The 20,421-nt window shown below is 47.5% G+C and carries 17 protein-coding genes; 12 read left to right on the forward strand and 5 right to left on the reverse strand.

Going from position 1 to position 20,421, the window contains the following annotated elements:
- Positions 1-174 precede the first annotated feature (174 nt).
- The gene (locus tag DU002_RS11690) at positions 175-2,349 is read right to left on the reverse strand and encodes a glutamine synthetase III family protein (protein WP_114338568.1); all 2,175 of its coding nucleotides are present in this window, start codon (positions 2,347-2,349) and stop codon (positions 175-177) included.
- Positions 2,350-2,921: 572 nt separating this feature from the next.
- Here DU002_RS11690 and DU002_RS11695 point away from each other — a divergent pair.
- Positions 2,922-4,199 (forward strand): esterase/lipase family protein, encoded by a 1,278-nt coding sequence (locus DU002_RS11695; RefSeq protein WP_114338569.1) that lies wholly within the window; start codon positions 2,922-2,924, stop codon positions 4,197-4,199.
- A 110-nt stretch (positions 4,200-4,309) separates the two neighbouring features.
- Positions 4,310-4,405, forward strand: a complete 96-nt coding sequence (locus tag DU002_RS19630) for a PEP-CTERM sorting domain-containing protein (RefSeq protein ID WP_407642940.1) — start codon at positions 4,310-4,312, stop codon at positions 4,403-4,405.
- 125 nt (positions 4,406-4,530) lie between these two features.
- On the opposite strand, the gene trpB is transcribed toward DU002_RS19630, so the two are convergent.
- A complete protein-coding gene (gene trpB / locus DU002_RS11705; RefSeq protein ID WP_114338571.1) occupies positions 4,531-5,754 on the reverse strand; it encodes a tryptophan synthase subunit beta in 1,224 nt (407 codons plus the stop codon).
- Between the two features lie 218 nt (positions 5,755-5,972).
- On the opposite strand from trpB, the gene DU002_RS11710 reads away from it, so the two are divergent.
- From DU002_RS11710 to DU002_RS11720, 3 genes are all read left to right on the forward strand, one after another.
- Positions 5,973-7,253, forward strand: coding sequence for an amidohydrolase family protein (locus DU002_RS11710; protein WP_114338572.1), 1,281 nt, complete (start codon positions 5,973-5,975; stop codon positions 7,251-7,253).
- Between the two features lie 79 nt (positions 7,254-7,332).
- Positions 7,333-8,625 carry a cytosine permease gene (gene codB, locus DU002_RS11715; RefSeq protein ID WP_114338573.1) on the forward strand — a complete coding sequence of 431 codons (1,293 nt, stop codon included), beginning with the start codon at positions 7,333-7,335 and terminating at the stop codon, positions 8,623-8,625.
- A 139-nt stretch (positions 8,626-8,764) separates the two neighbouring features.
- Entirely contained in the window at positions 8,765-9,535 is a 771-nt protein-coding gene (locus DU002_RS11720) for a rhomboid family intramembrane serine protease (protein ID WP_114338574.1), read from the forward strand.
- A 205-nt stretch (positions 9,536-9,740) separates the two neighbouring features.
- Here the strand turns inward: DU002_RS11720 and DU002_RS11725 are convergent, their stop codons facing one another.
- Positions 9,741-12,713: a DUF5060 domain-containing protein gene (locus DU002_RS11725; protein ID WP_199405223.1), complete on the reverse strand. Its 2,973-nt coding sequence runs from the start codon at positions 12,711-12,713 to the stop codon at positions 9,741-9,743.
- A gap of 515 nt (positions 12,714-13,228) precedes the next feature.
- Here DU002_RS11725 and DU002_RS11730 point away from each other — a divergent pair.
- The gene (locus DU002_RS11730; RefSeq protein ID WP_114338575.1) at positions 13,229-13,828 is read left to right on the forward strand and encodes a PEP-CTERM sorting domain-containing protein; all 600 of its coding nucleotides are present in this window, start codon (positions 13,229-13,231) and stop codon (positions 13,826-13,828) included.
- Between the two features lie 167 nt (positions 13,829-13,995).
- Here DU002_RS11730 and bfr (DU002_RS11735) read toward each other — a convergent pair whose 3' ends face one another.
- Both bfr (DU002_RS11735) and bfr (DU002_RS11740) read right to left on the reverse strand, forming a co-directional pair.
- On the reverse strand, positions 13,996-14,466 hold the full coding sequence (bfr, locus tag DU002_RS11735; RefSeq protein WP_114338576.1) for a bacterioferritin: 471 nt from the start codon (positions 14,464-14,466) through the stop codon (positions 13,996-13,998).
- Positions 14,467-14,487: 21 nt separating this feature from the next.
- Positions 14,488-14,952: a bacterioferritin gene (bfr, locus tag DU002_RS11740; RefSeq protein ID WP_114338577.1), complete on the reverse strand. Its 465-nt coding sequence runs from the start codon at positions 14,950-14,952 to the stop codon at positions 14,488-14,490.
- 305 nt (positions 14,953-15,257) lie between these two features.
- Here bfr (DU002_RS11740) and DU002_RS11745 point away from each other — a divergent pair, with 305 nt between their 5' ends.
- From DU002_RS11745 to DU002_RS11770, 6 genes are all read left to right on the forward strand, one after another.
- Positions 15,258-15,701 carry a hypothetical protein gene (locus DU002_RS11745; protein ID WP_147271855.1) on the forward strand — a complete coding sequence of 148 codons (444 nt, stop codon included), beginning with the start codon at positions 15,258-15,260 and terminating at the stop codon, positions 15,699-15,701.
- A 327-nt stretch (positions 15,702-16,028) separates the two neighbouring features.
- Positions 16,029-16,634, forward strand: a complete 606-nt coding sequence (locus tag DU002_RS11750; protein WP_158538043.1) for an ankyrin repeat domain-containing protein — start codon at positions 16,029-16,031, stop codon at positions 16,632-16,634.
- A gap of 56 nt (positions 16,635-16,690) precedes the next feature.
- A complete protein-coding gene (locus DU002_RS11755) occupies positions 16,691-16,870 on the forward strand; it encodes a hypothetical protein (RefSeq protein ID WP_114338580.1) in 180 nt (59 codons plus the stop codon).
- Between the two features lie 305 nt (positions 16,871-17,175).
- Positions 17,176-18,483 carry a hypothetical protein gene (locus tag DU002_RS11760; RefSeq protein WP_114338581.1) on the forward strand — a complete coding sequence of 436 codons (1,308 nt, stop codon included), beginning with the start codon at positions 17,176-17,178 and terminating at the stop codon, positions 18,481-18,483.
- A gap of 22 nt (positions 18,484-18,505) precedes the next feature.
- Positions 18,506-18,847: a hypothetical protein gene (locus DU002_RS11765; RefSeq protein WP_114338582.1), complete on the forward strand. Its 342-nt coding sequence runs from the start codon at positions 18,506-18,508 to the stop codon at positions 18,845-18,847.
- Between the two features lie 305 nt (positions 18,848-19,152).
- Complete coding sequence (locus DU002_RS11770; protein ID WP_114338583.1) at positions 19,153-20,418, forward strand: hypothetical protein; 1,266 nt, start codon at positions 19,153-19,155, stop codon at positions 20,416-20,418.
- Positions 20,419-20,421 lie beyond the last annotated feature (3 nt).

Raw genomic sequence — 20,421 nt, forward strand, 5'->3', positions numbered from 1 at the left:
CTTGGTGAAGCATTAAAAACAGACACGAGTTGAGAGTTATCGGTAATAGAATGTTGAGTGTGATTGCGGTAGTTCGAAACGTATGGTGATTTTTTTAATGAATATTTTCAGCAAAAATAAGCGATAAAAAAGCCGCATTGCTGCGGCTTTTTAGTTTTTGATAGTTGTTTACGATTACTTGATGAACAACATTTCAGCGTACTTAGGCAGCGGCCACAGTTCGTCAGAAACTTGCGTCTCCAGCGTGTCTGCATACAGACGCACTTCGTCCATCAGTGAGCGAATGTCATTGGCACAATACTGCATGTGTGCTTCAACAGATGGGAAGTCGTGGCTTTCCAACGCAGCTGAAAGTTTATTAACTGCAGCCATCATGGCGTTAGCGTCGGTGGCCACTTTCTTGGCAACTGATGTATCCAGCTCAATGCCAATGCTTGATGCTCCTGCAATGCTACCAGTCAGTTCTGACAAGTAGCTCATGGCTGCAGGGTAGATAGAGGTGGTGGCGATATCTACAACCAAATTCGCTTCCACTTCGATAGAGAGGATGTACTGTTCCGAGTAAACTTCGTAACGGCTTTCCAGTTCAACCGGTGTTAATACGCCGGTACTAGAGAATAGCTCTTTGACTGACTCTTCTAGGAATGCAGGCAAGGCATCTGCTGTGGTTGGGATGTTCTTCAAACCACGCTCAGAAACTGCTTTCTCGTGCCATTCAGTCGCATAACCGTCGCCACCAAACACGGCGTTACCGTGCTCTTCCATCAACGCTTTCAGTACGTTGATTACGCCTGTGGTCTGGTCTGCACCGCTGCTTAGCTCTGCATCTAGCTTCTCAGCGATCCAATCGAGAGAATCGGCCAGCATGGTGTTCATTGCAACCAATGGACCGGAAACTGATTGTGATGAGCCGACTGCGCGGAATTCAAAACGGTTACCGGTGAAGGCGAACGGTGAAGTACGGTTACGGTCTCCAGGATCACGCTCAAAATGCAGGATCTGTGATAGACCTAGGTCCATCAGGCCGCCGTTGACTGTTGGTTTAAGGTTGCCGTCTTTAATATCCATAAAGACTTTCTCTAACTGCTCACCCAGGTAAACAGAGAGGATCGCTGGAGGTGCTTCATTGGCACCCAAACGGTGGTCGTTAGCCGCAGATGCGATCACTGCGCGCAGTAAAGGACCGTATTTGTGGACGCCGCGAATAACCGCACCACAGAACAACAGGAAGTTGAGGTTTTTCTCAGGCGTACAGCCTGGATCTAACAAGTTACCCTGGGTTGAGTTACCGACAGACCAGTTAACGTGCTTACCTGAGCCATTAACACCAGCAAATGGTTTTTCGTGTAACAAGCACAGGAAGCCATGCTTCTTCGCCGTGATTTTTAGCACAGTCATCAGCAACTGCTGATGATCGGCAGCCACGTTAGCCGCTTCGTAGTAAGGGGCAATCTCGAACTGGCCAGGGGCCACTTCGTTGTGGTGTGTTTTAGCTGGGATGCCGAGACGATACAGAGTGTTTTCTACGTCTTGCATATACACCTGAACACGCTCAGGGATAGCACCGAAGTAGTGGTCATCAAACTGCTGACCTTTCGCCGGGGCTGCGCCGAACAGGGTACGACCTGCTAACAACAGATCTGGACGGGCGGCAGCGAAATTCTCATCGACCAGGAAGTACTCCTGCTCAGCACCGCAGCTTGAGTTCAATGTGGCGATTTCAGTTTCACCCATCAGTGAAAGCACTTTTTGCGCCGCAGTGTTCATTGCCGAGTTTGAACGTAGCAGAGGGATCTTCTTATCCAGAGCTTCACCAGTCCAGGACATGAACACGCTTGGGATCATCAGGGTGGCGCCGTTTGGCGTGTGCATGATGTAAGCAGGGCTGGTTGGATCCCATGCAGTATATCCACGGGCGGCGTTGGTCATACGCAGGCTACCGTTAGGGAAAGATGAACCGTCTGGCTCACCCTTGATCAGCAGGCTACCTGTGAATTCAGAAATTGCATGGCCATCAGAGTTAGTAATGATAAAGCCATCATGTTTTTCTGCGGTGGCGTTAGTCATTGGATAGAAGATGTGAGAGAAGAACTTGGCACCTTTAGAGTGGGCCCAGTCTTTCATAGCTGCGGCAACAACGTCGGCAGTTGCTGGCTCAAGAGGTGCGCCAGTTTGGACTGTCTTCTTCATCGCTTTAAAGGCGTTCTTAGACAGCGACTGTTCCATTTTGGCGAAGTCAAATACGTCACATGCCCATAGGTCTTTCATTAATTTCGGTGTGCAAACATCCATCGCCGAACCATTCGTGATGTTGCTGATAGCCATTAACCTTGCTTGATTTCCGCTCATTTGATTCCCCGGATAATTTAAAGATTTTGCATTTGATCTGTTTGCGCGTACGACGCAGTTTGCTGATGTAACGCAATTTTTGAACCATAATTTGAACTGATATTGCACGGATGAAGATTATTTTTTAACTATTTGATATATATATTGTTTTAGTCTCGTCTCGGATCTTTGTTAGCTGATTAGCTAAGTCTACCTGCATCACGAAGGCACCAATATGGTGCGATAGAGGATTGCTTTGTATTTATGGAGCTCCAAATTGGTGCGAATCGTAGCTTCTTGATGTTTTTGCACTGAAGTGGTGCAATTGTGGCTGTGTGCTATGCGTAAAGGTTTATGTTCATGCTAGGTAACTAGACCCTCTCACTAAAATGAGTGTCGTTGTTATATCTGTTTTAAGTCATCAGTTGTGCAGCTTTCTCTTTTTATATTCCAACTTCTCCGCGGCTAAGTTGTAAGGCTTGCTATGCTCAATAGAGTGAGCCGAGTTATTGCTCTAAATTAGGCGATAACAGTGATGACCCAAAACTGACTGCAGGCGCTTTGTCATAGGTTGCTATAAGTAGGTTAACTAGATGAAAAACGGGGATGTAAAATCAGGTAAGTCGCCTTTAAAGGTGAAAGATCTTATTGGGGCTACCCAACTGTCAGCGTTGGCCGTTACCCAGGTTTCGCATATTGCTGAGGGGGTGCATCAAGCTATTTGGAGTAGCTTTGGTGTGAAAGGGGGTAAAGCGCCGCATACCACAGGTGGGATCACAGGCTTAGTGTACAAATCTATTCGCGGTACAACGGCCGTTTTAAGTAAAGGTGCAGTATCACTGCTCAATGCGTTACCTCTGCAAACAGTGGTAGAAGGAGAGGAATCACCGAAACGGGCGAATTTAATGGCCGTGCTTAACGGCGTGATTGGTGATCAGTTGCAGCAAACCCATAATCCGTTTGCGACACCAATGACGCTTCGGTTGAATGGCGAACTTATTGACCTTTCACATGCCAACAGCACCGAGGCATTGTTCTCACGGCTCAGTTCTACTGGTGGCAAAATCCTACTGATGGTTCATGGCTTGTGTCGAAACGATCTCCATTGGCAACAACAGCATGAAGGGCGGCTCGTTAATCATGGTGAAACAGTCAGCCAAGCCTGTGGTTATCAACCTATCTATCTGCGATATAACAGCGGATTACCCGTGTATGCCAATGGTCGGCAACTGGCAGAGATGCTTGAGCGACTTCATGAACATTGGCCGGAGTCAATTGCTGATTTAACTGTGCTAGCCCATAGCATGGGCGGCTTGGTGATCAGAAGTGCCTGTTACCATGCGGAGCAATGCGGTATGAAGTGGCAGCGGTGTCTCAAGCATATTATTTTCTTAGGTACTCCTCACCACGGCGCGCCGCTAGAGCTGATTGGTAGTTGGTTGCACCGAAGCTTGCTACATACGCCGTTTACTGCGCCTTTTAGCCGGCTGGCAAAACTGCGAAGTGCAGGGATAACTGATCTGCGTTATGGCACAGTGCTCGAAGAGGAGTGGCATGGCGAAGACCGCTTTCATCATCGTTCAGATGCTTGTCGGGCAGTGGCATTGCCTACAGGCGTCAACTGTCTGAATGTTGCAGCCACAACGGCATCAAAAGCCAGTACGTTGGCTAAGCGCTTGGTCGGTGATGGCTTGGTGCCGCTTAACAGTGCCTTGGGATATCATGATTTAGCTGAAAAAGCGCAGCCGTTTGAAGATTGTCACCACCATACATTTTACTCGATGAACCATTTGGCGCTGTTAAGTCGACCAGAAGTTGGAGAACGACTGGTTGATTGGTTAGGTGCTGCAAATGACTTTCTTAATGAGTAACACGCCTTTATCGGTAAATAGCTGAGAGCTTGCCTGTATTAATCATCTTTTATGGTGTTTTTATATATGTTTTGTTGATACGGTCGAGCGTCAACATTGACAACATCAATGTGCAATCGCTTGCCTCTGTTCCAGCGCCAGCAACCTTACTGTTGCTGGCTGCAGCCTTGGTAGGGATGGGCGCCGCTCGCCGTAAGTTGGTATAGTTTGTTTAGTTCCTCTGCTCTATAGCGTGGCACTAATACAATAAAAAAACGGCGCTTTTTTGCGCCGTTTTTTACTGCTTTTTTTAATCAAACCGCTGACGGTATCTTCTATACGCCGTTGCGGTTTAAGTTATATCGTCAATACCAAATTTTTCACCGTAATTTGCCACCACGAAATCGATATCTTTGTCGCCACGGCCAGACAGGTTAAGCAGTATGCTGCCATCTTCGCCATGCTTGGCGAGTTTAATCGCATAAGCTACGGCGTGAGCCGATTCTATTGCTGGGATAATGCCTTCCTGTCGAGATAGCTCAAAGAAAGCCTCAATCGCTTCGTCATCGCTGATGGTGTCGTAGTTCACCCGCCCCAGTTCTTTTAGATAGGCATGTTGTGGTCCTACCGATGGGTAGTCCAAACCACTGGCCACTGAGTAAACTTGCCCAGGCTCGCCTTCATCATCTTGCAACATATACGATTTAAAACCATGCATCACCCCAGGGGTTCCCAAGGTCAATGTCGCGGCATGTTCGCCCGGTTCGTTGAGGGTGCGGCCGCCTGGTTCGATGCCGTGCATCGCCACTGCCTCATCCTTTAAAAACGCAGTAAACAAACCGACAGCGTTGGAGCCGCCGCCAACACAGGCAACCAAGTTGTCTGGTAAGCAGCCTTCCATCTGCAGAAACTGCTCTCTTGCTTCATTACCGATAATAGATTGGAAATCTCTAACCATCATAGGGAAAGGGTGGGGGCCAACAACCGAGCCGATGGCATAAAACTGACTGACAGGATCTGTCATATAGGCGTCAAACGCGGCATCTACGGCTTCTTTCAGGGTTTTACGACCGTGAGTTGCTGGGATGACTTTCGCGCCTAAGATCCGCATCCGCACCACGTTGGGATACTCTTTGGCGATGTCTACTTCGCCCATATATATATCGCATTTCAGGCCAACCAGCGCGGCCGCAGTCGCCAGTGCAACACCGTGTTGGCCGGCGCCGGTTTCAGCGATCAATTTGGCCTTACCCATCTTTTTTGCTAGCAGGGCTTCACCCAGACAATGATTAATTTTGTGGGCACCCGTGTGGTTCAGATCTTCACGTTTAAGGTAGATGTCTGCGCCATATTTCATTGACAAATTTTGCGCATGAAAAATCGGGCTTGGGCGTCCAACAAAGTGTTTATATAGCCGCGCCAGCTCAGCTAAAAATTCAGGATCTTGGCGAATGGCCTGATACGCCTGAGTGATCTCGTCGATGATGGCTTGGAGTTGTTCCGGAATAAAGCTACCGCCGAAGTCACCGAAAAAGCCTTCGTGATTAGGCTGCGAATGGACAAATGTATTTATCATGTGTGGGCCTTCTACTGCTTTTTAGCAGCGTTTTATAGCAATTAACCCATTCTAATTTTGTGGTTAAGGCCGCAGTTAGTGCCACGCCGAGCCATAGAACCTAACTTTTTTTGATTTCATCCAGCTTTTTCTGGATCTGAAACGTAAGAGCATCAACACTGGGGAGAGTAAAGTACAACCGATTGTTTTGCAGCGAAAAGTACCGACAGGAAACCGCTATGTTTGATCTACTCATTCGCAGAGTCAATCTGCCCGATGGCCAGCAGGGCGTTGATATCGCGATTGCTGATGGCAAGATTGTTGAGGTTAGAAAGGATATTGCAGCGTCAGCGGTAAACGAGATCGATGGTAACGGTGCCTTTGCTTGCCCGCCATTCGTTGACAGCCACTTTCATATGGATTCAGCGTTGAGTCTTGGCCAGCCGCGCCTCAATCAGAGCGGCACTCTGCTGGAAGGGATCGCCCTATGGGGTGAGCTAAAACCGCAACTCACGTTTGATGCGATTAAACAAAGGGCGTTGGCAATGTGCCAATGGTCGATTGCTCGTGGCACGTTGGCGATCCGAAGTCATGTCGACATCTGTGATGACAGCTTGCTGGCCGTCGATGCGTTACTTGAAGTCCGTGAAGAGATGAAATCTTACATCGACCTGCAATTGGTGGCGTTTCCACAAGACGGTTATCTGCGCTACCCCCGCTCCGCTGAAAATCTAAAACGTGCGCTGGACCGAGGCGTCGATGTGATAGGGGGCATCCCCCATTTTGAGCGCACCATGGCAGACGGCGCAGAGTCAATCAAGCAACTGTGCGCACTCGCCGTAGAGCGCGGTTTAATGGTCGACATGCATTGCGATGAAAGTGACGATCCGATGTCTCGGCATATTGAAACCCTAGCGTGTGAAACTCAGCGCCTTGGCTTACAGGGCAGGGTAACTGGCTCACACCTCACCTCCATGCACTCCATGGATAATTACTACGTGAGTAAACTGATACCACTGATCCGCGAAGCGGAACTGCATGTAGTCGCTAACCCGCTAATTAACATTACCTTGCAGGGGCGGCACGACAGCTATCCGAAACGTCGAGGTATGACCCGAGTACCTGAGCTTATTGCCGCTGGCGTGAATGTTGCGTTTGGCCATGATTGCGTAATGGATCCTTGGTACAGCATGGGCACCCACGACATGCTGGATGTGGCACATATGGGAATGCATATTGGTCAGATGACCAGTTTACAAGGCATGCAGCATGCCTTTGATGCGGTCACAGTGAGCGGTGCCAAAACTATGGGATTACGGGATTACGGCTTGGCGCCCGGTTGTCACGCTGACTTGATCATTTTACAGGCTAATAGCGCCATCGAAGCGATCCAGCTCCGTCCGGCGCGTTTGTTTGTGGTGCGTCGCGGTCGGGTGATATCGCAGACGGCACCGGTTCAGCCACAGTTAACACTGGGTGATAGCCAAACCGAGGTAAATTTTAGTAAAGGGCTTTTTTAGTCTGGGTAGCCGAACGCAGGCAGTGGCTTTGCGGCAGTAACTTATCCAGCCGAATTCGAATGCCATAGGAGTTACTTAAATGTCCAACAGCACTCAAGCGCCAACGCCGAATGACAGTGAACACGACTTTGCTACCAGTCATGAGGATTTTGCCCAACAACCGGTGCCGGAAAATGCGCGTCGAGGGTTACTGGCGATGTCAGCCGTTATGCTTGGCTTTACCTTCTTTGCTGCCAGCATGTGGACCGGTGGTAAATTGGGGCAGGGCTTTAAGTTGTGGCCGGATCTGATCGTGGTGATCTTGTTGGGAAATTTGATCCTTGGCGTCTACGGCGCTTTGCTTGGGTATGCCGCCGCAAAAACCAACCTCTCGACCCACGTTCTCTCCCGCTATGCCTTTGGCGTTAATGGCTCAAAGTTACCTTCATTTATGCTCGCGTTCACCCAAATTGGTTGGTTTGGCGTGGGGGTGGCGATGTTCGCTTACCCGATCAACAAGTTTATCGATGTGCCTAACCTGCCATTGATTATCGGCGGCGGTATCGTGATGACCTATACCGTTGTGGTCGGCTTTAAAGCGATCGAGTGGCTGAGTGTCGTCGCGGTACCAGCCATCTTGTTGTTGGGTTTGACCTCCGTTGGCACGGCTATTTCTGATACGCCGGGTGGTTTGCAGGCGCTGATGGACGTTGAGCCTACGGCTAGCCTAACTTTTGCCGTGGGTATTGCCCTTGCAGTGGGCTCTTTTATCAGTGGCGCGACACTCACGCCAGATTTTGTGCGCTATGCCAAAACTCGAAAAATCGGCGTTGCCGCGACTATCATCGGCTTCACTTTTGGTAATAGTTTGATGTTTATCTTCGGTGCTGTTGGCGCCATGGCCACAGGTGTGGCAGACATTGCCGAAGTGTTGGCTCTACAAGGACTATTGGGGGCGGGGATATTTCTATTGGTACTGAATATCTGGACCACAAATGACAACGCCTTGTATGCAGCGGGGTTAGGTTTGACCAACCTCACTGGCCTTAAGCGTGTGCACCTGGTGATCGCCGCAGGGGTTATTGGTACGTTATTGGCGGAGTGGCTGTACAACAATTTTGTCGACTGGCTGGTGTTTTTAAGTGTGTCGTTGCCTCCGATAGGCGGCATCATCATTGCTGATTTTTACTTGCGCTGCCATGGGCAATACCCATCTCCTGCCAGCCATGATTTTAGCTCAGTCAACTGGGGCGCGATGATCGCATGGGGCTTGGCCATTGGCGCCTCAGTGATTTCGCCAGCAGAGGGGATATTCAGTATCGCGCCGTTAAATGCGATATTAACTGCCATGATCGCCCATGTTGTGCTGTGCCGGCTGCTGAATCGGGGCTAGATGGTGCATGGGGAGGTTAGCGTTGTTGCGGGCGACTGACTAAATTCTGTCAGAAAATGGGTTCGTAACAGGTCTAGTCAGTATCACTGATTTTTGGCCGGGGGCTTTTTCTACAGATAAATGCCCCCACGTTATAGTCATGAAGAGAAGCGATTCCTTAGGTCACGCCATTACCGTCACCGCCATTTTTGTTGGCTTTCTCTGGTTATTAAAACTGGGGGAGTTACTGCTTGGCTGGAACCTACACAACTTGGGCGTTTACCCCAGCACCGCTAGTGGTTTTATTGGTGTATTCACCGGCCCGCTTATTCATGGCTCTATTGCTCACATCTCTGCCAACAGCGTTGGTTTGATGGTGCTGGGATCTGCGCTGCTTTATGGCTATCCACGATCCCGCTGGTGGGTGCTTGGCATCGTCTGGATCGTGTCCGGGTTAGGTGTCTGGCTGTGGGGCAGGGAAAGCTATCACTTTGGTGCCAGTGGCCTTACCCATGGGCTGTTCTTCTATCTGTTTTTTGTCAGCCTGTTTCGTCGTGATAAACGCTCTATCGCTTTGATGATGATCGCCTTCTTTATGTTTGGTGGCATGTTGTTGACTGTATTCCCCCGCGAGCCGGGTATTAGTTTTGAATATCACCTGTTTGGCGGCATTGGCGGCCTCGTATCAGCTCTGCTGTTCTGGCGCTGGGATCCCAAGCCAGAAGAGAAGAAGTACTCCTGGGAATTAGAGCCTGAAGCAGAAGATATCGATGAGGTGCAGCTGGACGAAGATCCTATCGGTGATTTGTGGCAGAAATCATCAGAACATGCTGCAGCAACCGAGTTAGAAGCCGATCCAGAAGCGTCGCCTTTTGCCGCTGAACCAAATAGAACACAGCGTTCAAGACCTATTCACATTTCCAGAAATTGATTGGTTTAGTGCAGTATGCCGAAGGCTACGGTCACTCCCTGATGGAGTAAGGCTGTTCGTCGCATGATGGGGTTGTTTATATGGGGGCGCGTAAGGCGAGGTGGTATTGAACCCTTGTCTTAACGCATCAAAAATCGTTGTTGTTTAGCGGTATAAATAAAAGCACTAGCAAAATATTTGCTAGTGCTTTGCAAAGGGGGGGGGGTTACTTAGTTTCAGGTAAAGAAGTGTTTAACGCTTCTGACTCACTCACACTGCTGTGTCTAAGCACCAGTCGGTCGATGTTCCATTTGATAGAGCGACCGCTGACAATCAGTGAATACTCGGTATTAGCCTTCAACTTATAAACTGGGTTCAGGTGTTCGTCATGGGACGGGTTTAGTTTACGTGCCCAACCCCAGCCTGACGCGTTACCGCCATAAAGCTTGGTGTCCTTCTTCAGAACAGCCAGGTCTGCACCGCCGGCACCTGCGCTAAAGTTACCCACCATGCGTACATAGCCGTCGTTGTTTTTATCACTAGGCTGGCCATCTAAGCGTTTGTGCGCTCGGATATACAGCTGGTAATCACCTGCTTTAGATACCTTAAAGGTATAAGTCAGCGGGGAAGTGGCTGGGCCACCGTTTGAGCCATTGCCCGTAAACTCGATATGGCCGCTGCCGGTAAAGCCAGAAACAGACTGCTTTTTCTGCCACTTACCAAGGTTTGATTTAGTGCTTTCTGTTTCCATGATAACAAGGCCATCTTTCTCAATGAATAGGCCGTTATCAGGCTCAACCGGTGCAGAGTCATCACCTTTGCGTACTAAGATCACCCAGTCGGAGTTACTGCTAGACGGAGCATTCCCCAACGCACGATAACCACCGGCAGAGACACTTTTCACCGAACCTTGCTGCAAAGCGCCGCCGCTGCGAGGGTTATACCAGTAGACGTTGAAGCTACCTTGCGTGCCGTTCAGGTTCAGCTCTGTTGTGCCGCCCTGTTTGAGGTACACAACGTACGTGTCGTTATGCTTATAGAATCCATAGTCATTAGCGTTGGTGCTGATATTGTTGTCATTTTTCATATTCCAGAATGGAATGTCGTTGTTATTGAAAAATTCCAATGCATAACGTGCTACATCCCACCATTTGTCACGGCTGCGGAAGTCCTGCAGGCTTAAATCTGAGTGGGCATGGCTATAACCGAAGTACCATTCGTTACCTGTGCCACCGCCCATAAATGTGCCCCAGAGGCCATTCTTACGACCATCAACATGGCTGTTACCGGCATCATTGTCTGGACGCATGGCATGGGAAGCATCACCAGGCTCATCGACAGAAACAACCCAGTCTCTGCCACTTTCATTAGATCGGCGCACCCATTCAACCACCTGGCTATGCACATCACTAAAGTTAGCTTTGCTCATCTGCATTGAAAGACCATGCAGCTTAGATGCGTTGCCTAACAGTGGCGCATAGCGCTTTTCTTTCTCACCAGGGTAGGTGTGCAATACCACCGGGTGCTGGTATGGGTCATTATCGGCAAAGAACTTGGCCATCGATTTCAACTGAGCCGTGGTCTGGGTCGTTTCTTCGCCTAAATTCCAGTTCAGTGCCAGGTTGTGACCAAATCGTGCAATCAGCTCTCGATAGTAGAGTTTACGTTGGTTACCTAAATTGCCACCATCTAGTAGCTGATCATTTTCAGTTTCCTGAGTCTTAAAGTGGAGAAAGATCCCTTTACTTTGCATGTGAGCAAAAACGATCTCCCACTGATCCAGGCGAGAAACGTCCATACGGTAACGCTCACCGTAGCTGGTGTAAGGGAATACGTTTTGGTCATCACCATTGATATTCATGGTTAGGAACGACATCGCATTCAGGCCTTCGCTGGCGATATAGTTCACCGCACCAATCAGGCCTTTACCTTTACCATTCTTCCAGGTGGGATCACCGTTCTTCCAATCAGCAACGTGCGGTGTCCACTGTTTAATCAGGTGGTCTTTTTTACCGTCAGATTTAAAACCGCCATCAAAGTCAGCGTAAGCTAGCAGGTTCTCTGGTGAGTCAGCCCCTTGCTTGAGGAAGTATTCGCCGGTGCCAGCGAAGCGGAGGTAGCGGCCATCTACATATGCCAAAAGGCCTTTACCGCGGAAATCTCGGCCTGTTTTATTACTCTTAGCAATATCAAAGCTGCCTTCTACACCGTCGATATCACCGCCAGACTGACCAGCATATCGATCATTTTCAAAGACAACATTTTTACCTTTGCGGAAAGAGACTGAGTAATCCCAGGTACCCGTTACATTCGGGGAAAAATGGACGCGCCACTTATTACCAGAAGAAGCGCCACTGTTAGCTGCTTTACCATCGGCGGCGTAGTAGCCGGGCACGACAAAATAGTTGTCGCCGTTGCTGAAAGTGACATCCATACGATAGTCGGTGAATGGGTTGGTAGACGCTGTCTCGCTGCTATTCGGGCCGTCAAAGGTGATTGTCACTTTGTGCCACTGGCGCATCTCACCGGTTACCTCTTCCTCACCGCCAGGGGTTGGATCAGGATCTGGTTCAGGATCCGTGTCGCCATCCATATCACGACACACTTCATTGCCGCATTGGCAGTAGCTTTGATCGGAGCGCGAATTAACACAGTCATTGGCGCTCTGGCCGTAAATGTTTTTACACTGTGCTGTGGTGTCGCACTCATCCCCATAATCGGGTTCTTCTTCTACTGGTGGTTCATCCGGCTCATTTAGTTCACTACATACGCCATCATCACATTGGCAATAGCTTTGGTCTGATTGTGAGTTGACACAATCGTAAGCGGTGTCGCCATATATATTTTTGCACTGTGCCGTGGTGTCGCACTCATCACCTAACTGTGGTTGCTCTTGCGCTGGCGCGTCTGGCTCACTCAACTCACTGCATACACCGTCATTGCATTGACAATAGCTTTCGTTTGAGTAGGAGTTAACGCAGTCATAGGCTTCATCGCCATACTGGGCGCGACACTCTGCTGTAGTGTCACATTCATCAGGATCTACTGCAGCAACCACCATTGAATGGCTGCGGGCGAATAAGTTTTCGTAAGGAGCAGGGCCTGCGGATAGGTCGATCCCGTTATTTTGAGCGGCGTACGCAAATTGACCAATCAGCAGGCTTAAAAGGCACAGTGCCTTTAGTATCCCGTTATTCATTATTATGTTCCTATTATTGGCTGAGCCCTTCGTAAAGGACCAAGGTGGACGACTTTTCGTCAGTCGATCACGACAGCAAATCCGGAATACAACCCACAGAAACTACAATGCTGAAGTGGTCAGATTACTGAGTATGCCGAAAGGTTGTGTTTGCGTCAAAAAATTGACTAAAAATGTTTTTGTCTTATAAAGCAAAGGGTAATGGTGGGTATATTTTTGACGCATTATCTTTCATTGACTAACTGGCTAGCCGGTTATAGCGCTAGGTAGAACTAAGTGGCGAGCGATTGTCTATCACAGCACTTTAGTTCTTACGGATTGCAGGGCCTCAGGTTGGGGGTAGAGAATCTGTCCCTCTCTTGTCGTGCCAATCGGTTAAAAATAGTGTCGAACCTTTTTACATTCTCATCAGATGATCGTGTAGCCATATTGTAAAAGCGCCACTAAACAATAGGTTGTGAGATTGGTTCAGGTTTTGCGTGTTTTTTGACCTAATTAAACTTGGAGGGCTAAACATGAACAAGGCTGTTTTTATACTCTCGCTGTTACTCGCTGGGACTGCGAATGCTGGGGTTATCACGTTTGACGAGTTTGCTGCAGATAATGCTAATGGGCCGCTTGCATCAGCAAGGTATGACTATCTTGGCGTGACTTTTGTCGCCACAGATGACGGCAGTACCTGGGGCGGACTAGCCAATGGAGACCCTGGTAATTGGGACTTAGAAGGGACTAACGGCAGTATTTTTTCAGGCTTTAACGGTGCGAGTGATGGGCTTACCATGTTGTTCTCATCAGACGTCACAGGTTTTTCTCTTGATGCATCACGTTCCAGCGGTTCCAACGATGGCGACACGTTTACCGTCGAAGGTTGGTTGGACGGTGCATTAGTACAAACCTTGGATATTACTTTTGGTGCGGTAAATTCATGGTCAACGCTAGCGCTTTCGACAGCGGTGGATGAAGTGCGCTGGATGGGCTTCGGTAGCGGATTTAACCCATACGGTGTAGATAATATTCAGTGGAACTCTGCCACAGTTCCTGCGCCTGCTAGTATCGCTTTGCTAGGTTTAGCCGTCGCAGGGTTTGCTTTTGCAAGAAAGAGACATTCCGCTTAGCTCTGAGGTTTGTCTTATCAAATATTAGCCTCGACCTTGGTCGGGGCTTTTTTACGTTAGATAAGCATATTGTGTTTTATAAGAGCGATGAGTCCGCCGGTTTTTACCCAAAAAAACAGGCGGTTAAGCCTGTTTTTTTCTTTGCAGCCGCTATTTTGCGACTAAAATTACGCCATTTGCGATTGCTGATAGTTCTGTAAGCCAATTCGCTTGATCAATCCCAGCTGTTGCTCCAGCCAGTAAGCGTGATCTTCTTCGGTGTCTTCTAACAGCTTTTCCAGGATCTCACGACTTTGATAATCCTGCTCTGCTTCAGACAGCGCGATCGCTGCTTTTAGACTGGTGGCGACATCGTACTCAAGTTGCAGGTCGTTTTGCAGCATCTCTTCTACGTTGCTGCCAATGCGCAGGCCGTCACGCTTGGTCATGCAGGGCACACCTTCCAAAAACAAAATGCGTTCAATCAGCAACGAAGCATGGCCTTTCTCATCTTCAAACTCATGGGCGATGCGTTCGTACAGTTTTTCCAAGCCCCAGTCCTGATACATGCGAGAGTGAATAAAATACTGATCCATTGCGGTTAGTTCAGCCGCGAGTAGGGTATTTAGTGCGCCGATGACTTTTGCATTACCTTTCATCTTTGTTCTCCTTATCCGCTGCTAAAGCTGGGCTTGTTGGTAGTTTTCGAGACCGATCTCTTTTATCAAGTGCTGCTGGGTTTCTAGCCAATCAAGATACTCCTCTTCATCCTCAAGGATCTCTTCAAGCAACTGACGGCTGACATAATCCTTCTTTGTTTCACACAAAGAGATAGCAGAGCGTAGCTGGATCAGTTGGTCATGCTCCAGCTCCATGTCGCAGCTGATCATCTCTTCGGTGTGCTCACCGATCCTTAGATGTGCCAGCTTCTGCAAGTTAGGTAACCCCTCCAAAAACAGTACGCGTTCAATCAGCGCATCGGCTTGCTTCATATCCTTAATCGACTTCTTATAAGCCTTCTCATTCAGCGCTGACAGCCCCCAGTTCTTAAACATCCGAGCATGGAGAAAGTACTGATTAATTGAGGTCAGTTCAGTGGTTAAAACCTGATTTAAACAGCTGATGATATCTGTGTCGCCGCGCATTGAGCCTCCGGAAATTAGTAGGAATTGATAGCCAGTTATAAAAGTAGCTAGGGCAGCAGAGAACTGCCATTAAACAATTGAAAAATAACCTGTTTGATAATCTAGGTTAGAATGGTTGCTATTCGTATGTTGATTTGAACCCATGAACCAAACCCGTATTTTTCCGTCGCTACTAGGGTGATTGCGAATGGATATCAACATAGCTACAAAGTTATCCATTTTTAGCGATGAGAACAGACTAAAGTGTGTTGTAACTGGTTGTTTTAGCAGTTAAATAGCTGGTAGAGTGGTTTGATTTATGAGTGATGGCAGGGAAAATTCACTCCGGCCAAGGAGGAGATCTCCCTTCTACAATAGAAAAGGGACATATGCTAAATCTAACCGCAGCCATTGCCGTCTCAATCTGTAATCTTGTTTATGCTGCTGTTATCTATCTGTCACTGCACGGCTGGCTAGTGGCTCACGACCCGGGTGGCATGCAATTGCTCATTCACCTTATCATTACAACACCGGTTATCGTTATTACGACGATTTGGCTGTATTTTGTCACCAAAACCACGCCGATAAGTGCGGTGGCATGGAAGCTGAATCTGGCCGCTATGCTCATTCCTGTCATGAGTTTGCAAACAGGTGTTACTTACTATCACTTTGATATAGTCGGCCTTGGAATCGCTGTGATCACAGCGCTCTCCCTATTTGGCCTTTACATAAAGGCAGTAGTTGAAAATCCAGCGGAACGGTGCAAGTAAGCACCGCTGGTACAGCATTTTTTGGGATGCGGGGCGATCCCTCATATCGTAATTTTTCCGAGATATTCTATTCGCCATCGCTGTGAGTGATGAATTCGCTCAAGGAGCTTACATCACCCAGCCCCCATGAGATCGTTAAGTCGTGATTATTTCTTTTGTGCAAGGTATGCACTATTAGGTTTTTAGGCGCATTGGCTACTTGATTAGGGATGGTGCCAGAAGATCCTTCATTCGCTGAGCTTTTAGTTACGTTTATTCAGCGTGCTTTGCGCTCACTGGATGTTGATTTAGAATTGACGCTAATTCGAGTTAATAATGGACACACCAATGAACTGTTCTCGCTTTATCTGCCACATACGTAAGTTAGTCATATTTGCGGTTATTAGTTTGCCGCTCACAGTGAATGCAAGCGATGAGCTGGTTACTGCAGCAAGTGATGGCGATCTGAATGAAGTCAAAGCGTTATTAGATGCTGGCGCAAACATTAATTTCGTCGATCAGTATTCAGGATGGGATAGAACGGCACTTATCGCCGCTAGTCGTAACGGCCATGTTGAGGTTGTGCGCTTGCTTCTTAAGCACAAAGCCAATCCCAATTTAGGAGACGCTGGTGAGATGACAGCGCTCAACCGGTCGGTTAAGAAAGGTCATGCGGAAGTTGTATCACTGCTTCTGTCTAATGGTGCCGATCCGGAGGCATTTACTGATGAGCTAGGCCGTTCACCACTCGTATGGTCTGTATTCTTTGCTGATGGAAACGACCAATCCGCCCAGATCTCTATCTTTAGTGCGTTGATTGAGCACAAAGCCAAGTGCGTGGAAAAACTTGAGATATGGGATAAAACGGTAGTGATGAAGGATAAGGCTAAGAAAGCAGGTGATGCATTTTATGCGGCGTATCTCAAAGGATGCCCGGACAAAACTGGTAGTTAAAAACGACGGTTAGCAGGACACCCCCGACGCGGTAGCTAAATGTTGATGATTTTCTGATGTTAAAAGTGAGCTCGATCAGAATTTCAGATACGTTTGTTAAATCGGTGCGAGATGGGTGTCCAGCAAAGCCGGCAGGGGGATTCGGCGAAGATCTTATTGAAGCATTAGAACCGATATTTCTGCAGCTTCCGGTCGAGGGTTTTGTCGCCAGCTTGGGTAGCGACAGTGGCAGTTAAATTGAGCGGTGTTAGTTGTGTGTTTAGCGGAACCAAGGTCTTCCAATCCCCGCTTTTCTGTTTCAATGCTGCTCTTGGTTTAGACATAGATCAAAGGAAAAAACCATTAATCAGCTGCGTCATTGACTTCAAAATAGGAAGGCCGATAGCTCACTCCCGCTGAATATGCCTTTACTCTTTGCTGCTCTTTTTATCCTGCATTTCAGTTTTTAAGGCTTTGTACTTTTGTTGGGCTTTAATACGGATCGCTTTAGGAGTTTTTTTACTTGATGAGGAATGGATGCCCAATAAACCTAGGAGGACGAATGAGCGAAACGTTGAATGAAACCAGCGCATTGGCGTTGCAGATGAAAATTATTGATGACCCTACGTGGCAACAACAGCGTCAGGCACATTGGGATGAAGAGCATCAGGATGCTTATGCTGAATGCTGGCCACGCACTACAGTAAAGGCCGTTAAGCAACTCTTTATGCGCGGAGAAATCAATCGCAAAGGGCTCGCTAAGTTTTCAGCAGGACAAAGGGTCGCTCTCTATTTCCAATTATTCCCAGTTCAAAGTCGAGAAGCGTTTATATTTATTCTGGGTCAACTTGAAGGTGATGAAATTGCCAATTTTAATGCACATGAGAAAGCAGGTACGTTTTTCTATGCATTGTTGAAAATTAAATCTGATATACGCCATGACAGGTTTGCAGATCAGTCAAAAGCGCAACGGTTAGCGATTTTTGACTGGTTTTGGGGTGACAAGTTTGACCTGAATAGACGGGTACCCTGTTTAGTCGGAGGCTCTTCACAGCCGATAGACGTAATAGCAATGACTGTTTTACGGCATTTTTTATCGAGTATTTTTTCCTGGATGGATTGCGCGGAAAAACACCAACCAGCTCCCTTTTGGTTGGAGCGAATGGATTACGCCTTATCGGCTTTTGACTGCCTTGATGAAGATGCGTTTTCGATACAGCGATATGACGGACATGATAAAAACAGAGAGGGATTTCAGAGGGTTTTATGGGGACTGCTGGCTGGCCCAATAAAAAGTGCTGTGAATAAGCTACCTGCCCATATAAAAGAGATGAATCAGATACGTGATAAGCTGATCGTTCGCTTCCGTGAGATAGCTGACCACAAACCTGCTTTTGATTCCCTATGGCAGCACATAGATAAGCATGGTGTGGATTTTGAGAGGAAGCTTAAAATCACCTTTACTCTGAGTGAGGAACAGTTAATCGAGTGGCGCAGCACAATCACTCAGGGGAAGTCACCTACCTACTTTGGTGATGATGATCGCCATGAGCGCTGGTCTTCAACTGAAGCAATTGATAGCAAACTACGTCGATTGCTAAAGCGAACCGATCCACTTTTGGATAAAGCATGGGCTGATCTGTTTTGTAAAGGTACCTCAAATGTTGAATTAGGAGCTGATGAAGAGGATTTAGATGAACCTTGGGTTCAATTAGAACTGAGAAAAAATATCAACGGTACTCTAATTCTACTTTATATTTTTCCTGAAAGTATCCAAGATGTTGATGCATTAGAGGTGGGAGTTTTTGACATTATTAGCCAGCTACCTGTTTCTGATTTATTTAGTTGGCAGTATTTCGGTCCAATTTAATTTTGCGTAAGTAGCGTAAGTGATGAGTGATATTGTAAAACTTCAGTTTTCTGTAAAAACTAGTCAAGTCAGCTTGTGGTCATCTATCTGTACGCTGCTTGCCGAAGGTGGCAGCGGCGCAAAATTACAAGACTTATTCGACGAACTGCAAGCGGATGCGGGTGATTTACTGGATGAGTTTTTTGACGAGTTTGATAGTGAACAGTTGTATGCTGAAAACTGGCATCATGAGGCGAATAGATTCGAAATAGAATTGTTGGCAGGGGGATTCGGCGAAGATCTTATTGAAGCATTAGAACCGATATTTTTGCAGCTTCCGGTCGAGGGTTTTGTCGCCAGCTTGGGTAGCGACAGTGGCAGTTAAATTGAGCGGTGTTAGTTGTGTGTTTAGCGGAACAAAGGTCTTCCAATCCCCGCTTTTCTGTTTCAATGCCGCTCTTGGTTTTAGACATAGATCAAAGGAAAAAACCATTAATCATCTGCGTCATTGACTTCAAAATAGGAAGGCCGATAGCTCACTCCCGCTGAATATGCCTTTACTCTTTGCTGCTCTTTTTATCCTGCATTTCAGTTTTTAAGGCTTTGTACTTTTGTTGGGCTTTAATGCGGATCGCTTTAGAAGTTTTTTACTTGATGAGGAATGGATGCCCAATAAACCTAGGAGGACGAATGAGCGAAACGTTGAATGAAACCAGCGCATTGGCGTTGCAGATGAAAATTATTGATGACCCTACGTGGCAACAACAGCGTCAGGCACATTGGGATGAAGAGCATCAGGACGCTTATGCTGAATGCTGGCCACGCACTACAGTAAAGGCCGTTAAGCAACTCTTTATGCGGGGAGAAATCAATCGCAAAGGGCTCGCCAAGTTTTCGGCAGGGCAACGAATCCGGCTCTACTTCGATCACTTTCCGATACAAAGTCGAGAAGCGTTCGAGTTTATTCTGGGGCAGCTTGAGGATGACGAAGTTAAAAAGTTCGATCAGAGCGTTAAAGCGGCAACATTTTTCTATGCATTGTTGAAAACGGAACCTGATATACGCTACGGCAGGTTTGCAGATCAGTCAAAAGCGCAGCGGTTAGCGATTTTTGACTGGTTTTGGGGTGACAAGTTTGACCTGAATAGACGGGTTCCCTGTTTAGTCGGAGGTTCTTCTCTGCCGATGCAAATAACTGCAATGGCTGTCTTGCGGCACTTTTTATCAAGCGTTTCTTCGTGGATGCTCTGTGCCGAGAAACATCAAGCTACACCACTTTGGTTGGAGCGCTCTGATTTTGCTTTATCAGCACTTTATCTGATTCATGATACGTCTTTTTCAACTGCGCAATATGAGGGATATGATGGTGACGAAGAGCTATTTCAGGAGGGGCTATGGCGACTGCTGGCTGGCCCGATAAAAAGTGCTGCAAATAAGCTACCTACCCATATAAAAGAGATGAATCAGATACGTGATAAGCTGCTCGCTCGCTTCCGTGAGATAGCTGACCACAAACCTGCATTTGATACACTATGGCAGCACATAGATAAGCATGGTGTGGATTTTGAAAGGGAGATTAAAATCACCTTTACTCTGAGTGATGACCAGTTAACAGGGTGGCGCAGCCTGATTCTAAATGACAAACGTCCCACGTTGGTTGGTGAAAATGACGAGCATGAATGTTGGTGCTCTGCAAAAGCGCTAGACACGAAGTTGCGAAGAGTCCTTAAGCAATGCAACCCGTTACTTGAAGCAGCTTGGGACAATGCCTTTGCAAACCATCAAGCGAGGGTGCAGTTCGATCGTCGAAATAATAGTAATGGTTCTATCATGCTCTTATATATCTTCCCCAAACAAGTAGAAGATCTTGACGCGCTGGAAGTCAGTCTCATTGATATTGTTAGTCAGTTACCTGTCTCTGATTTATCCAGTTGGCAGTATTTCGGTCCAATTTAATTT

It is taken from the genome of Corallincola holothuriorum (assembly GCF_003336225.1).
Lineage (GTDB): Bacteria > Pseudomonadota > Gammaproteobacteria > Enterobacterales > Neiellaceae > Corallincola > Corallincola holothuriorum.

Coding starts and splice junctions, on each gene's coding strand:
- DU002_RS11690 (WP_114338568.1), bottom strand. CDS start 2,349: ATGAGCGGAAATCAAGCAAGGTTAATGGCTATCAGCAACATCACGAAT.
- DU002_RS11695 (WP_114338569.1), top strand. CDS start 2,922: ATGAAAAACGGGGATGTAAAATCAGGTAAGTCGCCTTTAAAGGTGAAA.
- trpB (WP_114338571.1), bottom strand. CDS start 5,754: ATGATAAATACATTTGTCCATTCGCAGCCTAATCACGAAGGCTTTTTC.
- DU002_RS11710 (WP_114338572.1), top strand. CDS start 5,973: ATGTTTGATCTACTCATTCGCAGAGTCAATCTGCCCGATGGCCAGCAG.
- codB (WP_114338573.1), top strand. CDS start 7,333: ATGTCCAACAGCACTCAAGCGCCAACGCCGAATGACAGTGAACACGAC.
- DU002_RS11720 (WP_114338574.1), top strand. CDS start 8,765: ATGAAGAGAAGCGATTCCTTAGGTCACGCCATTACCGTCACCGCCATT.
- DU002_RS11725 (WP_199405223.1), bottom strand. CDS start 12,713: ATGAATAACGGGATACTAAAGGCACTGTGCCTTTTAAGCCTGCTGATT.
- DU002_RS11730 (WP_114338575.1), top strand. CDS start 13,229: ATGAACAAGGCTGTTTTTATACTCTCGCTGTTACTCGCTGGGACTGCG.
- bfr (WP_114338576.1), bottom strand. CDS start 14,466: ATGAAAGGTAATGCAAAAGTCATCGGCGCACTAAATACCCTACTCGCG.
- bfr (WP_114338577.1), bottom strand. CDS start 14,952: ATGCGCGGCGACACAGATATCATCAGCTGTTTAAATCAGGTTTTAACC.
- DU002_RS11745 (WP_147271855.1), top strand. CDS start 15,258: ATGGCAGGGAAAATTCACTCCGGCCAAGGAGGAGATCTCCCTTCTACA.
- DU002_RS11750 (WP_158538043.1), top strand. CDS start 16,029: ATGAACTGTTCTCGCTTTATCTGCCACATACGTAAGTTAGTCATATTT.
- DU002_RS11755 (WP_114338580.1), top strand. CDS start 16,691: ATGTTAAAAGTGAGCTCGATCAGAATTTCAGATACGTTTGTTAAATCG.
- DU002_RS11760 (WP_114338581.1), top strand. CDS start 17,176: ATGAGCGAAACGTTGAATGAAACCAGCGCATTGGCGTTGCAGATGAAA.
- DU002_RS11765 (WP_114338582.1), top strand. CDS start 18,506: ATGAGTGATATTGTAAAACTTCAGTTTTCTGTAAAAACTAGTCAAGTC.
- DU002_RS11770 (WP_114338583.1), top strand. CDS start 19,153: ATGAGCGAAACGTTGAATGAAACCAGCGCATTGGCGTTGCAGATGAAA.